The organism is Pedobacter sp. 22226 (assembly GCF_052045455.1).
GTDB lineage: Bacteria > Bacteroidota > Bacteroidia > Sphingobacteriales > Sphingobacteriaceae > Pedobacter > Pedobacter jeongneungensis.
Genome location: NZ_JBQEPB010000003.1, coordinates 293042 through 308484, shown reverse-complemented (window position 1 = coordinate 308484; position 15443 = coordinate 293042). Strand labels below are relative to the sequence as shown.

The window sequence follows — 15443 nt, the reverse complement described above, 5'->3', positions numbered from 1 at the left end:
TTAAGGGGACTTTAACACGTCGTCCATTGTCTAGCAACCATTTTACATTATATTATGCCTTTAATACTACCCGTAAAAGATAAATACCCTGAAATAGGGAAAGATAATTTCATTGCCGAAAACGCCACCATCGTTGGTGATGTGGTCATCGGAGATAAATGTTCAGTATGGTTTAATGCCGTGATCAGGGGCGATGTAAATGCCATTACTATTGGAAATGAATCGAATATTCAGGATGGAGCGGTAATTCATGCTACGTATTTAAAAGCTTCAACACAGATCGGTAATCGTGTATCTGTAGGACACAATGCCATTGTACATGGTTGTACTGTTCAGGATCATGTTTTAATCGGTATGGGCGCTATTGTAATGGACCATGCGATAATAGAGGAGTATTGCATTATTGCAGCTGGTTCGGTGGTACTAGAGAATACCATCTGCGAAACCGGTTATTTATATGCCGGTACGCCTGCAAAAAAAATAAAGCCCATTACCGAAGAGCAAAGGGCTTTATTAAATAAGTTACCTGATAATTATATTATGTATTCGGGTTGGTTTACCCAATAGTTTGCGTCATTTCGAGCGGAGTACAACGGAGTCGAGAAATCTACCTCAAGATAGATCTCTCCCCGCCTGTACGGGCAGGCATTCCACTGTGTTCCAGTCGAGGTGACGGCTTTTTTAAGGTGCTGGAGGCGGTATTACCAATGGATCTTCCCGTTCCCAGTTTGGTTTTAAATCCATTAAAGCTTTTAAGTACCAGACTTTTTCGGGCTGATAACCACCTTTAACACTTCCGGTATCCCAGATTCCGTTTTTATTATCATCGTAAACTACCCTCAGCATGTATTTTCCGGCCGGGTACTTAGAAAAAGTAATTTTCGAATTTTTGCTTATTGGGTACGATTTTACAATGTCTTTTTTCTCCGTTAAAAATTGCACTACATAACTTTTACTCGTATCGGGCACGGTTACATTCAATACAAGTGTAGTATAAGCATCCTGGTTCTCTAAAGTAAATCTTTTAGGTATATCTTTGTTTTTAGCATTAAAAATAGCTGTAAAAGCACCTGCGCCAAGTTTTAAATCATAAGTTCTTTTGGTCTTCCAGGGATATTTAACGTAGTATTTCTGTTGATCTACACTGTCTTTTACCAGTTCGAAATTGGTACGTTTTACTGAATCTTCCAATAGTGTAATCTTTGAAGGATCTGCGCCAGTCATCGGAAATGGAAAGGTGAGGGTTAAGTTCTGGAACGGATTTAATTTACCTCCGGATAAATTATCTGCTATGGTTACGTCGCGGGTATAAGTATCCTTTTTACCACGTGTAAAGTTAAGCGTTTGTAATAGTTTATCCTGATCCTGGATGGCTACTTTTACCGAATCGAAACTCAGGTCTTTTAACCAAATTTTGGCGGTATCGTTATTTTTTGTAAAGTGAACATATTTACCCACATCAACCGCAGGTGGATCTGTAATGGTGATTTTAGGGCTTTTAAGCTGCTGATTGAAGATAATTGATATACTTCCGTCATTATTTAATTTGCGGTCAACCACGCGAAATTCTGGTGCCAGCTCTTTAAAAATCTGTAGATTAATATTGTCCAGATTTTTGTCGATCACAAGGGGTTCTTTAATAAAACCAACTTCGTCAGAAATCTGCTGGTATATTTTATCTCCGCCACCGCTACTTTCTTTAATGGCATAAACTTTATAAGTACCTTTTCTCAGGTTATTTAATTTATAAGTGCCGGCGCTATCGGTAGTGGTATATATAGACGGGCGCCTTTTTCCAAAAATGGTATCCCGTTCTAAAGGAAGAATAAATACAGTAGCATCTTTTTCCGGCTCATCACTTAACGAATTAATAACCTTACCACTGATGGATAACGAATCTATTTCCGGACCGGTTGAAAAAACATAATATAAATTTTTAACCACATTTCCCTCGTTCACATCAGCAATCGATTTTCCAAAATTTAAAGTATAGGTTGTATTTTTTTCTAAAGAATCCTGAAGAACAATTTCCAATCTTTTCGATCTCTTTTTTAAAACCGGTAATTTTTCCTGATCAGGGGAAATTGAGAATTCTTTAAATTCATCTTTGATGTTAAAATATTCATCAAACTCAATAATAATTTTTTTAGCATTAAAATTCCTTGTCTGATTTTTTGGAGTCATGCTCAAAACTTTTGGTGGCTTGGTATCTTTTGGTCCACCTTGTGGTGTCTGGATACTTGCACAACCAAAAAACAGGAGTAGGGTTATTACAACTACTAAATTTTTAAGGTTAAAATACTGAGCTTTTAAATTTGGCATATTTTAAACGTTCTGACGAATTTTTATACTTTTTGGAACTCTAACATTAAAAAATCTTTTTATGGCTTTATATCGATTTATTTAAAGTCTATTTTTATTTAGTTAAAATATTGATAATCAACTACTTATTGATATAAACCATTAATACCGAGATATCTGATGGGGAAACACCTGAAATTCTCGAAGCCTGACCTAAAGTACGAGGTTTGATCTTAAATAACTTCTCACGTGCTTCTTTCGAAATGGATACAATTTTATTATAGTCAAAATCCGGCTTAATTTCTTTGTCTTCCATTTTCAGCATTTTGGCTACTATTTCATTTTCCTTCTCAAAATAACTTTCATATTTAATTTTGATTTCAGCCTGCTCTATGGTTTCATTATCTAAATGCTGAGTTGCTTCAGCAAGAGGTTTACTCACTTTAATAAGGTCTTGTAAACCAACGTGCGGTCTTCCTACTAAACTATGGATTTTTACATTTTGATTTAAAGCACTCGATCCTAAACTTTCCAGCATCGGGTTGGCATTAGCCATTTCAATTCCCTGGTTTCTTGTAAACTTTACAAGTGCCTCAGCATTTGCGATTTTTTGATTTACTTTTTCTAAACGCTCGTCAGAGATTAAGCCTAATTCGTGGCCAATAGGAGAGAGGCGGATATCGGCATTATCTTGTCTTAATAATAAACGATGTTCTGCTCTTGAAGTGAACATACGGTAGGGTTCTTCAGTTCCTTTGGTAACCAGGTCATCAATTAAAACACCAATATAACTATCAGATCTTTTCATGATCAGCTCATGTTTATCATTAATTTTTTGGTGTGCATTTATGCCTGCCATGAAACCCTGACATGCCGCTTCCTCGTAACCTGTAGTTCCGTTAATTTGTCCGGCCAAAAATAAATTGCTAATTAATTTTGTTTCCAGGGTTAAAGACAACTGGGTAGGCGGGAAGAAATCATATTCAATAGCATAACCTGGTCTGAACATTTTAGCCTGCTCAAAACCTGGTATTAATCTTAGTGCTTTAAATTGCACATCTTCCGGGAGTGAAGTTGAGAATCCGTTTACATAAATTTCGCAGGTATTCCATCCCTCAGGTTCAACAAAAATCTGGTGACGATCGCGTTCTGCAAAACGGTTAATTTTATCTTCAATGGAAGGACAGTATCTCGGACCTAAACCTTTAATCCGGCCGGTAAACATCGGTGATTTTTCGAACCCTTCTTTCAAAGTTTCGTGTACATCACTATTCGTATAAGTAATCCAGCAGCAACGTTGATCAGTGATAACAGGTATATCAGTGAAAGAAAATTTGCTTCGATCTTCATCGCCCCATTGTTCTTCCATTTTAGAATAATCTAAACTTCTACCATCAACACGTGGGGGAGTACCTGTTTTCATCCTACCTGATTCCATTCCCAAATCAACCAATTGCTCAGTAATTCCGGTAGATGATCTTTCTGCAGTTCTGCCTCCACCAAATTTCTTCTCTCCAATGTGAATGATTCCATTTAAGAAAGTACCATTGGTAAGTACAACTGCCGTGCTTTCTATTTCAATACCTAGTGAAGTTTTTACGCCATATACGGTATTATCTTTTACCAATAAACCTACAACATTATCCTGCCATATATCTACATTTGGAGTATTCTCTAGCGCTAATCTCCACTCTTCTGCAAAACGCATTCTATCTATCTGGGCTCTGGGACTCCACATAGCAGGCCCCTTAGATTTATTCAGCATTCGAAATTGAATGGTTGATTTATCTGATATAATACCAGAGTATCCACCTAGCGCATCAATCTCACGAACAATCTGTCCCTTGGCTACACCACCCATTGCGGGGTTACAACTCATTTGGGCGATGGTACCCATGTTCATTGTAATTAATAAAACAGATGATCCTAAATTGGCGGCAGCAGCAGCAGCTTCACAGCCTGCGTGACCGGCACCAACAACAATCAAATCGTATTTTGAAAACATTTTATGATATATTTCTTTAATGTTCCACGTGGAACAATTATATTAATTAACCTATTATGGTCATCAGGATCATAATAAGCTGCTCTCTAATTTAATATTATCCGTAACTCTTCAACTACGTCTAAGGTTAAAATCAACTTATAATTTACGTATGTTCCACGTGGAACATAACGTAGAAAACATCTCTGAATTGCCTAATTTATTCTGATAATTCCAGCCAACGCATAGTAAGCTCGTCAAGCTTTGACTGGAGCGATTCTATCTCGTTAGAGATTTCCTGAATTTTTATATAATCAGTAGCATCAACATTATTTAAGGTATTAGTAAGACTGACTATTTTAGCTTCAGTTTCTTCCATGCCTTTTTCGCTATCTTCTAATTCTTTTTGTTCTTTAAAACTTAATTTTTTTACAGCTTTAACAGGTGTTTGTTCAGTAACCGGGGAAGGAGCTTTCTTGGTTTCAACTTTAACTTTTGGTTGTTCTAAACTCAAACGATACTCTGAATAATTACCGTTATAAATTTTAACCACACCTTCGCCTTCCATAATAAATAGCTGGTCGCTCATTTTATCTAGCAAGTATCTGTCGTGAGAAACCAGCATTAATATGCCAGGGAAATTCTCTAAAAATTCTTCAAGAACGTTTAAAGTATCAATATCCAAATCGTTTGTTGGCTCATCCAGAATTAAAAAATTTGGATTTTGCATCAATACTTTCATCAGGTTCAAACGCTTCTTTTCACCACCGCTTAACTTCTCAACCAGGCCATGTTGTTTCTTTGGTGGAAAGAGAAATAAGGTTAAAAGGGCAGAAGCTGTAATCACTGAACCATCAGCCATTTTAATATATTCGGCATCAGATTTCACAATATCGATAACCCGCTCTTTCGGATCGAAGGTTAAACCACCCTGTTTGTAATAACCAAAAACAGTAGTTTCTCCGGTGTCCACTTTGCCCGCATCAGGTGTTAACTGACTTGTGATAATATTAAGCAGAGTAGATTTGCCAGTTCCATTTTTTCCAGCTAAACCAATACGATCACCTTTTTTAAAGGTATAGCTGAAATCTTTAATAATCGGGCGGCCATCAAATGCTTTTGCAATGTGCTCTATCTCAATAATTTTTCCACCTTGGCGTGACATCTTCATTTGCAGGCTAATGCTCTGATTGTCAGACTTTTTCTTCGTTTTTTCCTCTAAATCATAAAAAGCATTGATCCTGGCATTAGATTTAGTTCCACGAGCCTGCGGCATGCGTCTCATCCAATCCAATTCTTTCTTTAATAACTGTTGGTTCTTGTGCTGAACTGTTGCATCTAAAGCTTCCCTTTCAGATTTCTTTTCTAAGTAATAAGCGTAATTTCCATTGTAGTTGAAGATTTTTCCTCTATCTAATTCTACTATGGTATTACAAACGTTATCCAGAAAATACCTGTCGTGGGTAACGAGTAAAATTGTTTTTTGTCCCGTGGTTAATAATTTTTCCAGCCACTCAATGGTATCAATATCCAAATGGTTGGTAGGCTCATCAAGCACCAGAATTTCCGGATCTTCAATTAAAAGTTTAGCGAGGGCCAAACGTTTCTTTTGTCCGCCCGATAGTGTAGATATTTTTTGCTGAAGATGAGTAATGCCCATTCTATTTAAAATGGTCTTTATTTCATGCTCATATTCCCAGGCATTATGCTCGCTTAACTCTTCATACAAACGGTTAAGCGTTTTCTCATCTGGGTTAGGATCTTCAATTAGTTCTTCATATTCCTTAATCAACTGCTGTTGTTTATTCTCTAACGAAAAAATATGATCGCTAATGGAAAAACCTTCAGTAAACTGAGGTTCCTGATCTAAAAAACCAATTTTAACGGCTTTATTTTTTACAATTTTACCTTCAAGCGGAGGGAATCTTTCTGCCAGTAATTTCAAAAGTGTACTCTTACCTGCACCATTAATACCAACCAACGCTACGCGCTGGCCAGTGTTTATACCCAAGGTTAAATTCTTAAATAGCCATTCGTCATGATAACCATGTCCTAAGCCTTCTGCCGCAATTAGTGTGCTCAATTTTTTTGTATTTCGGATTTATAAAGGAAAATTATTGCAAAGGTAAGGATAAATTACTTGCAACGGCATATTGAAATTGGAAAGCAATCTGTATCAGGTAAAAATGGCAAAATGTTGATGCTTAGAGTCCAAATGTTCGATGGATCATTGATAAATACAAGATAAATACAAAACAGCGGTTGGACTCGCTCCACCGCTGCTTCAATCATTAACTAAAACTAAACTTTATCTTGAATAATGTAGCGAATGTGAATCCAAGCTCATTATGTAATTGTTGTTTTTTGAATATAAGACTGTAACGGGGCAGAAAAGTTGCAGGAAGATTGGCTATATTATACCAGTAGAGTGTAATTGTCGACGAACGCCCGTAACATTTAGACGAACGCGAATAAAAAATATAAGGTGATAGGAGTATTTTCCTTTTAATTAGGGAGTTATGGTAATAGCAATGTCATGAAAAACATATTCGTTATTTCGAGCGGAGTGCAGAGAAGTCGAGAAATCTATCCCGAGATAGATCATTTCTCCCTGCCCGAAGCAGGGGGCATTACACTGCGTTTCAGTCGAGAGGACGGTCTGGAAAGAGAAATGGTGGTGGCTAATTGCTAAACCAATCCAACTTCAACTCTATAGCCTAAATGTTCATCTTCTTTTTGGGTCATAAGGGTTTTGGCGGCTTTTCCTTTGTCTTTATAACCCAACAGGTGCAGGGTTCCGTGTATCATGATGCGGCAAACTTCATCAAATTCAGAAGTTTTAAAGGTTTTGGCATTTTCTTTTACACGCTCAATGCTAATGAAAATATCACTTACAATCTGTTTTTCCTCGTCAGAGTTATCGAATGTGATAATATCGGTGTAAGTATCGTGGTTTAAGTATTGCTGGTTGATGCCCAACAAGTATTCGTCGTTGCAGAAGATAAAATTGAGTTCCTGTAATTTATAACCTTCTTTTTCGATAGTAGCTTTAATCCACTTTTTGATTTTAAGTTTTTGCGGAAGGTTATAGCTAACGGATTCAGTAAAAAAGGAAATTGCAGGCATAATGTTGTTTTTTATGGTGCAAATTTAAGAAATATAATTTTGTACTATTTATAGATGTCGTCATTTCGAGCGGAGTGCAACGGAGTCGAGAACCCGAAGGCTCAGCAAAGCTAAATCTGTCTCGAGATAGATCTCTCTGCTCCACTGCGTTTCGGTCGAGATGACGAGTGGATTTTATTGGATTATATTCAACGATTTTAAGTACTCAGCAATTTTATTTTTATAGTAGTAATTTAAACTCGGAGGCAGTTTTTGCAACATATCATTACCGTTTTGTTGCTGCTTTTTAAACTGATCGACCATTTTCTGGTAAGAAGGTGGAAATTCTTTAGCGGCTTTACTTTCGCGTTTCGAATCTTCCTCCTGATCACGTTCGGCTTTTTCTGCTTCTAACAGTTTGGTTAACAGGTCTTTCTGTCTGTTTAAAGTTTCCTGTTGTAAACGCTTGTTAACCAGATCGCTCTCGGTCTGTTTCATTTCTTTAATGGCTTCGTTCAGGTTGCCCATTTTACCGCTTCCATCTTTATTTTCTTCGCGGTTGATTTTTTCCAGTGCCTGACGGATCATCTGTTGCTGCTGGGCCATTTTACCAAATTCCTGGCTCATTTGTCCTTTACCCACGGTGCCCTGGTTACCTCCTGATTTTTGCATCTGCTCCCGGGCTTTTTGCATGCTTTTATTCAGCTGATCCTGCATTTGCGAAAGCTGTTTCATTCCCTGTTTCTGTTTCTTTCCGCTGCCGCCTTTGCCGTTTTTCTGCATATTCTGTAACTGGCTTAAAGCCTCACTCAACATCAGGGTGAGGTTATTAATAGAAGTCATGGTAAACTGCTGAAAGCGATTGGCTTCCGGCGTTCTTCTGTCTCCCAAACTTTCCAAACTTTTATCGAGGTTGAAGTTGATTTTATTCATTTCTTCGTTTACTGTCGATTCTATTTGAGGAACGCGTTTGCTTAAGCTATACAAACTATCGGCAATGGTTTTAAGGTTATCTTTAATGGCCCGCTGTTTTTGTACGTTACTGATGTATGATGGATCAGTAGCATTCATTTTCTTTAAAGCAAGCATTACCTGTTCCTGATCGAATGAGGTGGTTAGCAGATTTTCCAATAATCGGCGCAACTCTTTGGCATTCAGGTTGTTTTCCATTTCTTCGCCCTGTTGCTGCATATCGCTCATTTTTTTAGATAATTTTTCCATCTGATCTGCAGCTTTCTGCTGTTTCTGACTGGCATTTTTTGAATCTTTTTTATCTAAAGCATCTTTACTGTCCTGCTGTTCTTTTTGTATATCCTGAACATCATTTTCTGGGTTTTCGAAAGGATTTGGCCTTTCCAGCGATTTATTTTTTTCTTCCAGCTTTTTAAGGTCATCTTTCAGGTCCTTCATTTCTTTGTTGAGGGCATCCTGTTTTTGTTTTAAGGCTTCGTTGTCCTGTTTTTTATCTTTGGTTTGCTCGGCAAGTTCCTTTTGATCTTTGGCCAGCTCATTCAGGCGATCGATATCCGATTGAAGGTTCTGTTCAAATTCTAACTGTTTATAGAGTTCTAAAATCCTGTCGAGTTCATTTTTAAGGGTTTTATTATCCAGCTGCATTTTAGAAAGCTCATTCTGTGTCTGATCTTTGTTTTTTTCATTCATCAGGTTCTGCAGCTTTTGCAAAAGCTCTTTCGTTTTTTCGTCAAGCACATTATCAAACAGGTCTTTAATTTGCTTTTGTTTCTCTAAAAGTTCTTCCGTCTGTTTTTGATCTTCCTGTTGCTGAATATTTTTATCATTCTGCTCTTTAATTTCCTTAACGGCTTCATCAAGCTGTTTTTGTTTATCTAAAAGGGCTTCAATCTGCTTTTTATCTTCGAAAGAAATCTGTTTTTTATCGATCAGGCTTTCTGCCACTTTTTTACTTTCCTTTTCGATGGTATTGGCCAAACGGATAGCCGATTGTACCTTCTGTTTTAAGGCCTGGTTGCTCGCATTAACCTGCTCAGCGGTTTCTTTTTTGGTAGGCTGTTTAAAGGTTTTAACTTCCGATCGGGTAACTTTTGCGCCATTAACGCCATCATTATCGGCTACTTCGAAATAATATTCAATTTCCTGTCCGGGTTTGGCAGCGGCTGTTTTTAAATCCCAGAAGTAAAAAAAGGTATTTTCGGTGACGTTGCTTTTAATCGCGATATTTTTGGTGAATGAGCCAATAATCCGGTTATTTTCTTTGATGTTATATTTAAAACTTAAACGGCTAAAACCATAATCATCTGTAACATTACCGCTGAAATACAGGGCTTTATTGCTCACCGAATCTGGTTTTTCTTCTACTGAAATTCCTGGCGACTGATCTTTAACTACCGTAATCTGATGCGATAAAGAATCGCGCAGTGTAACATATTCATTTTTAGGGGTAACGCTATATTTGGAATTGTTCCTTATGGTGGCATTGAACCTGGATTCATTATCTTCCACTTTTAAAATATTTTCGGTGCCGTTCAGGATAAACAAAATCGAATTGCTCTGTCCGGTTTTAAAATTCCAGGTAACCTTTGTTCCTTCTGGTAGGAGCATGTCGCCAACATTAACTACCTGTTCAGCTTTTTTGTCCAGATAGGCTGGAAAATTTAAAGTTGCAGTTGCGTTTAGTAACTCTGGGCGGGGCTTAACGCTAATGATAAAAACCGAAGAACTGAAGCCACCACCTTTAAAAACCAGTTTTTTATCGCTCTGGATGTTTTTAATGCTATAATTAAATTTACTGATGTTCTCTTTTTGCAGTTTGTAGGTATTTTTTCCGTCTTCTACATAAACTTCGGCCGGGAGCTGATCGCCTGATAATTTCAGGTTTAAGGTTACATCATCACCCTGTGTAACGGTTAAATTCTTATTTAAAACGGTAAAAATGAACGGGGCTTTAGGGGCAATGTATTCATCATATTTGAAAAAACTGCTGGTACCCTCGCGTAAAATGGCAGGGGCAATAATGGCGATTAGCAGGATGATGGAAAGCGGAATAAAAAGATACTTTAAATACTTGCGGTTATCATTTATCCTTACTGCGGTATAAAAGGGAACGGGTTTTAATTCGAGAATTTTTTGATCGATACTGGCGATAATGAGGTGATTATTATTGGGCTGATTTTTTGACAAGCGGTGAAGTTGCAAGGTATTGAGTAATTTATCCTTAATATCGGAAAAGTGATTTCCGATGATAACCGATGCTTCATCGAAAGTAAGGTGTTTGCCCAATTTTAGCATCGATAGAAGCGGTTTTACAATAAGAAAACCCACTAATAATACCCCGACCAGGAGATATGCGAAAAAAATAAAAGTTTTGAAACCCGCTGTTGGGTTAAGGTAATAAAGGCTTAGAAAAACAATTAAATACAGGGCTAGAAGTATTGCTGCAGCATAAATACTACCCCGTAAAATTTTATTGAGGTAAAATTTCCGGATAAACTCATCTATCTTCCGTAATAATTCGTTGTAGTTATTGCTCACCATATCACCGTAAATGTAAAAATTGTTCCAGTCAATTAAAAGGAAACGGGTAATTGGATAACGTGTTTATTACAAAATGGTTATGTTCACCTGTTTAATAATTATTTAAGCACAGATAAAAGGATGATACAGATGAAATGGTATAGTTATATCTGTACAATCTGTGGTAAGAAATATCGAAGTAAAATCTTTAACTTGTTTTTATTAATACAAAGGTTACATAGATTTTAAACAGGTGTTCTTATAAAAATCTACTTTTGATTTTTTGTATAAATTATACCAAACATGAAACGAGTACTTATTTCTGCACTGATGTTGTTCATTTTTACTGCTTCTTTTGCCCAAAAATTTAACTGGAACAAAAACCAGGTAATTGCCCACCGTGGCGCCTGGAAGAAAAATAATTTTCCTCAAAATTCCATCGCGTCTTTAAACGAAGCCGTAAAACTGGGTTGTTATGGTTCAGAATTCGATGTATGGATGACAGCAGATGGGGTTTTGGTGATTAACCACGATCCTGAATTTCAGGGTTTAACCATTGAGAAAGTGAGTTATAATGAACTGTTGACCAAAACTATGACCAATGGCGAGAAAATCCCAACTTTGGAAGCCTACCTGTTGGAAGGTAAAAAACAAAAAACGACCAAGCTGATTCTGGAGGTAAAACCATCGTTGATTAGTAAAGAACGCGGAATAGAGGTGACCAATAAGAGCATTGAAATGGTGCAAAAGCTAAAAGCAACCGACTGGGTAGAGTACATCAGTTTTGATTACGATTATTGCAAACGCGTGTTAGCTTTATTACCAAAAGCAAAAGTGGCTTATTTGAGGGGCGAAATTAGTGCTGAGCAAATGAAAGCCGATAAATTAACGGGGGTTGATTATCATTATAGTGTGTACCAGAAAGATAACTGGATCGAAAATGCGCAAAAACTAGGCTTAACTGTAAATGCGTGGACGGTAAACGCTGTACCCGAAATGCAGTGGCTTTTAGCGCACAAAGTAGATTACATCACCACCAACGAACCCGAATTACTTTTCGAAGAAATTAAAAAAACTCCGGTTGCGCAAGGGTGGAAATTAAAATGGGCTGATGAATTTGATGACGCCGGATTGCCGCTAACCAAAAACTGGAGTTATGACGTAGGCGGCAAAGGTTGGGGAAATAACGAACTGCAATATTATACCGATGCTGATAGCGCAAATGCAGTGGTTAAAAAAGGAAACCTGAACATTACCGCTATAAAGGCAGATAAAGATGCCAACCATTATACTTCGGCCAGGTTGGTAACCAAAAACAAATTCGACTTTAAATACGGCAGGGTAGAAGTACGCGCCATGTTGCCAAAGGGCAGGGGATTATGGCCTGCAATATGGGCTTTACCAACCGATTGGAAATATGGCAACTGGCCTAAAAGTGGCGAAATTGATATCATGGAGCATGTAGGTTACGATCCGGATAGCGTGCATGGAACGGTACATACCGAAAAATTTAACCACGTCATTAAAACGCAGGTGGGTAAGGCTTTGAAAGTTAATAATCCTTATACCGAATACCATGTTTATGCGATAGAATGGTTTGCCGATCGCATCGATTTCTTTATTGACGATCAAAAATACCTCACCTTTAACAATACCAAAAAAGGATCGGGCGACTGGCCTTTCGATCAGAATTTCCATGTGATTTTAAACGTTGCTGTAGGTGGCGGCTGGGGCGGAAAGAAAGGCGTTGATGATGCTATTTTCCCTGCAACCATGAAAGTGGATTATGTAAGGGTGTACCAAAAGTAATTGCTTCATTATTGAGGTTAACTGGTTAATTGTTGAAATCGGTTAACTGAAAATTGTCACATTGCCCGATTGTTTCATTGTTAGGGTTAACTGCTTAATCGTTTAAATCGGTTAACTGTTACTGCAAATTGATTTCCGATCGTTACATTTTGGATATTGTGATTCGATTACTGGTAATGAATTAGATTGCTCTATTGTTGGGATAGATCGCTTACCCGACTATGGACTGCAGGCTAAGGACTTTGGACTAAAAATCATAACTTGCGGTATCTAAGCTATATTGTATAATTTATGGATTCACGTAGAGAATTTCTAAAAAAAGCGGCCTTGTTTGCCGGGGCTACGGGCATGGCTAACACTTTGCCCAGCTCGGTGTTAAAAGCCATGTCGATTAATCCTGAACCTGGCAGCACTTTTTATGATGCAGAACACATTGTTTTTTTAATGCAGGAAAACAGGTCGTTCGATCACATGTTCGGTAAAATGAAAGGTGTACGCGGATTTAACGATCCACATCCACACATTCAGCCTGATGGAAACAAAGTTTGGTTGCAGAAAGATGGTCAGGGTTACACTTATGCGCCTTTTCATGTCGACATTAACAAAACAAAAATTACCTGGCAGGGTGGATTGCCGCACTCGTGGAACGATCAGGTGGCAGCGCGTAACGGTGGTCGATACGATAAATGGTTGCCCGTTAAAACACCTATGACTTTAGCCTATTATGATCGGAACGATATTCCTTTCTATTATGCTATGGCTGATGCTTTTACCATTTGCGATCAGCATTTTTGCTCGTCGCTAACCGGAACAACACCAAACCGCCTTTTCTTTTTCACCGGTACCATACGGGGAGAGAAAAGCGCCAACCGTGTGGCCGTAGTGAATAACGATCAGGCCGAATCGCAGAACAATGTATTTGTAGATTGGCCAACTTTTCAGGAAACCCTGGAAGATAACGGAATCGACTGGCGTATTTACCAGAACGAACTTTGGACGTCAAAACTTTCTGAAGGTGAAATTGATGATTGGTTAGGAAATTACGGCGACAATCCTGTTGAATACATTAGCAGGCACAATGTTAAATTATCAGCTTATTTTAGAAAAAACGGCGACAATACCGTTAAACCGGCCTTAACAGCCAAAGAAGTTCAGGAGAAATATGATAAATTATCTCAAAAGGAGAAAAATTTAGTTGATAAAGCCTTTACCACCAATATTTCGCAAAAAGATTACCTGGAACTGGAGCCTTTTACCTTTAAAAACGACCAGGGGCAATCTGAAACGATAAATGTTCCAAAAGGAGATATTTTTCACCAGTTCAGAAAAGATGTTGACAGTGGAAAATTGCCAACTGTTTCGTGGCTGGTGGCGCCACAACGTTTTTCTGACCATACCAGTTCGCCTTTATACGGAACCTGGTACGTAAGCGAAGCTTTAGATATTTTAACCAAAAACCCGGAAGTTTGGAAAAAAACCATATTTGTTTTAACCTACGATGAAAATGATGGTTATTTCGATCACCAGCCACCTTTTGTGGTTCCTAATCCTGATGATCCGACCAGCGGAAAAGTATCTCAAGGAATCAATTTTGCTACCGATTTCGAAGCCCGGAAGGGAAGTCCGATTGGTTTAGGTTATCGTGTACCTTTGGTTATTGCTTCGCCATGGAGCAAAGGTGGTTTTGTAAACTCGCAGGTTTTCGATCATACTTCTTCGTTGATGTTTATGGAGAAATGGCTGGCCAAAAAAACGGGAAAAAGCATTAAAAGCAATAACATCAGCGATTGGCGCAGGAATATCTGTGGCGATTTAACCTCGGTATTCAGGCCTTATAACGGTGAAGAAATTAAATCTCCCGAACCCCTAAAACGCGATGTGGTTGTTACCAATATTGGTAATGCCAAAAATAAACCTGCACAAGTTGGTCCAACTGCTTTAAATAAAATTGAAGTGGCCAAAATCAATAAATTTGAGTCCTTTTCACGTGAAACATCTGTTCATGCACCTAAACAGGAAAATGGCACTAAGCATGCCTGCGCGCTGCCTTATCATTTAATGGTAGATGCCAATGTGGTGAATAACGAAATCGAACTTACCTTCCAATCGGCAAAAACCCTGTTTGGCAACGAAACCGAAAGTATTGGTGCACCATTCAACATGAATACCATTGCCAAATTTAAAGGCGTGGCCGGAAAAATCTGGGCTTATGCAGTAAAAGCTGGCGATACCTTGAAAGACAGCATCAAAATCGATGATTTCGATAGCGAAGTGTATGACCTGGCCATCAGCGGACCAAATGGTTTTTACCGGAATTTTGCGGGGAGTAAAAAAAATCCTGCCGTTTCGATTAAAGCTTATCCCGAACAAAGTGGTTTGTTAAGCAAAAAACTTAACGGAAACCTGGTTTTTGCGATAGAAAATAATAGTGCTGCGGTAATTACCCTGCAAATTATCGACAACAAATATAAAAGCGGAGTTAAAACGGTAAGCTTAAGGCCAAAATCGGGTGCTAATTTTACATTCAATGTAAGTAAAAATGCCAATTGGTACGATTTCAGTGTTGTACAGGCTGGCAACAGCATTTTTAAACAGCGTTATGCCGGCAAAATAGAAACCGGAGAAATTACCCAAACCGATCCATATATGGGTAACGCATAAAATATCCCCCAAAAAGGGGGATGGCTTTTGAAAGAAATTATGCTTATTTTGTATTGTATGTGCAGTAAACTGTCTATAGTCAAAATAAGTT

The 15443-nt window shown here is 38.0% G+C and carries 8 protein-coding genes; 3 read left to right on the top strand and 5 right to left on the bottom strand.

The annotated features are described in order from the left end of the window. Positions 1-54: 54 nt before the first annotated feature. Positions 55-567 (top strand): gamma carbonic anhydrase family protein, encoded by a 513-nt coding sequence (locus ACTJKC_RS08245; RefSeq protein WP_440791019.1) that lies wholly within the window; start codon positions 55-57, stop codon positions 565-567. A 114-nt stretch (positions 568-681) separates the two neighbouring features. Here ACTJKC_RS08245 and ACTJKC_RS08240 read toward each other — a convergent pair whose 3' ends face one another. The 5 genes from ACTJKC_RS08240 to ACTJKC_RS08220 all read right to left on the bottom strand — a co-directional run bounded on the left by ACTJKC_RS08240 (position 682) and on the right by ACTJKC_RS08220 (position 10903). Continuing rightward, on the bottom strand, positions 682-2322 hold the full coding sequence (locus tag ACTJKC_RS08240; protein WP_440791018.1) for an Ig-like domain-containing protein: 1641 nt from the start codon (positions 2320-2322) through the stop codon (positions 682-684). A 121-nt stretch (positions 2323-2443) separates the two neighbouring features. Further along, positions 2444-4306, bottom strand: coding sequence for a tRNA uridine-5-carboxymethylaminomethyl(34) synthesis enzyme MnmG (mnmG, locus tag ACTJKC_RS08235; protein WP_440791017.1), 1863 nt, complete (start codon positions 4304-4306; stop codon positions 2444-2446). A gap of 199 nt (positions 4307-4505) precedes the next feature. Beyond that, complete coding sequence (locus tag ACTJKC_RS08230) at positions 4506-6368, bottom strand: ABC-F family ATP-binding cassette domain-containing protein (RefSeq protein WP_440791016.1); 1863 nt, start codon at positions 6366-6368, stop codon at positions 4506-4508. A gap of 605 nt (positions 6369-6973) precedes the next feature. Continuing rightward, on the bottom strand, positions 6974-7411 hold the full coding sequence (gene ybeY / locus ACTJKC_RS08225) for an rRNA maturation RNase YbeY (RefSeq protein WP_440791015.1): 438 nt from the start codon (positions 7409-7411) through the stop codon (positions 6974-6976). A gap of 174 nt (positions 7412-7585) precedes the next feature. Next, the gene (locus tag ACTJKC_RS08220) at positions 7586-10903 is read right to left on the bottom strand and encodes a DUF4175 family protein (protein ID WP_440791014.1); all 3318 of its coding nucleotides are present in this window, start codon (positions 10901-10903) and stop codon (positions 7586-7588) included. Between the two features lie 282 nt (positions 10904-11185). Between ACTJKC_RS08220 and ACTJKC_RS08215 the strand changes: the two genes are divergently transcribed. Beyond that, complete coding sequence (locus ACTJKC_RS08215; protein ID WP_440791013.1) at positions 11186-12691, top strand: glycerophosphodiester phosphodiesterase family protein; 1506 nt, start codon at positions 11186-11188, stop codon at positions 12689-12691. A 291-nt stretch (positions 12692-12982) separates the two neighbouring features. Further along, on the top strand, positions 12983-15352 hold the full coding sequence (locus tag ACTJKC_RS08210) for a phosphocholine-specific phospholipase C (RefSeq protein WP_440791012.1): 2370 nt from the start codon (positions 12983-12985) through the stop codon (positions 15350-15352). Positions 15353-15443: the final 91 nt, after the last annotated feature.

Bases quoted from the DNA above. Each gene is read 5' to 3' on its own strand.
- ACTJKC_RS08245 (WP_440791019.1), top strand. From the start codon at position 55: ATGCCTTTAATACTACCCGTAAAAGATAAATACCCTGAAATAGGGAAA.
- ACTJKC_RS08240 (WP_440791018.1), bottom strand. From the start codon at position 2,322: ATGCCAAATTTAAAAGCTCAGTATTTTAACCTTAAAAATTTAGTAGTT.
- mnmG (WP_440791017.1), bottom strand. From the start codon at position 4,306: ATGTTTTCAAAATACGATTTGATTGTTGTTGGTGCCGGTCACGCAGGC.
- ybeY (WP_440791015.1), bottom strand. From the start codon at position 7,411: ATGCCTGCAATTTCCTTTTTTACTGAATCCGTTAGCTATAACCTTCCG.
- ACTJKC_RS08220 (WP_440791014.1), bottom strand. From the start codon at position 10,903: ATGGTGAGCAATAACTACAACGAATTATTACGGAAGATAGATGAGTTT.
- ACTJKC_RS08215 (WP_440791013.1), top strand. From the start codon at position 11,186: ATGAAACGAGTACTTATTTCTGCACTGATGTTGTTCATTTTTACTGCT.
- ACTJKC_RS08210 (WP_440791012.1), top strand. From the start codon at position 12,983: ATGGATTCACGTAGAGAATTTCTAAAAAAAGCGGCCTTGTTTGCCGGG.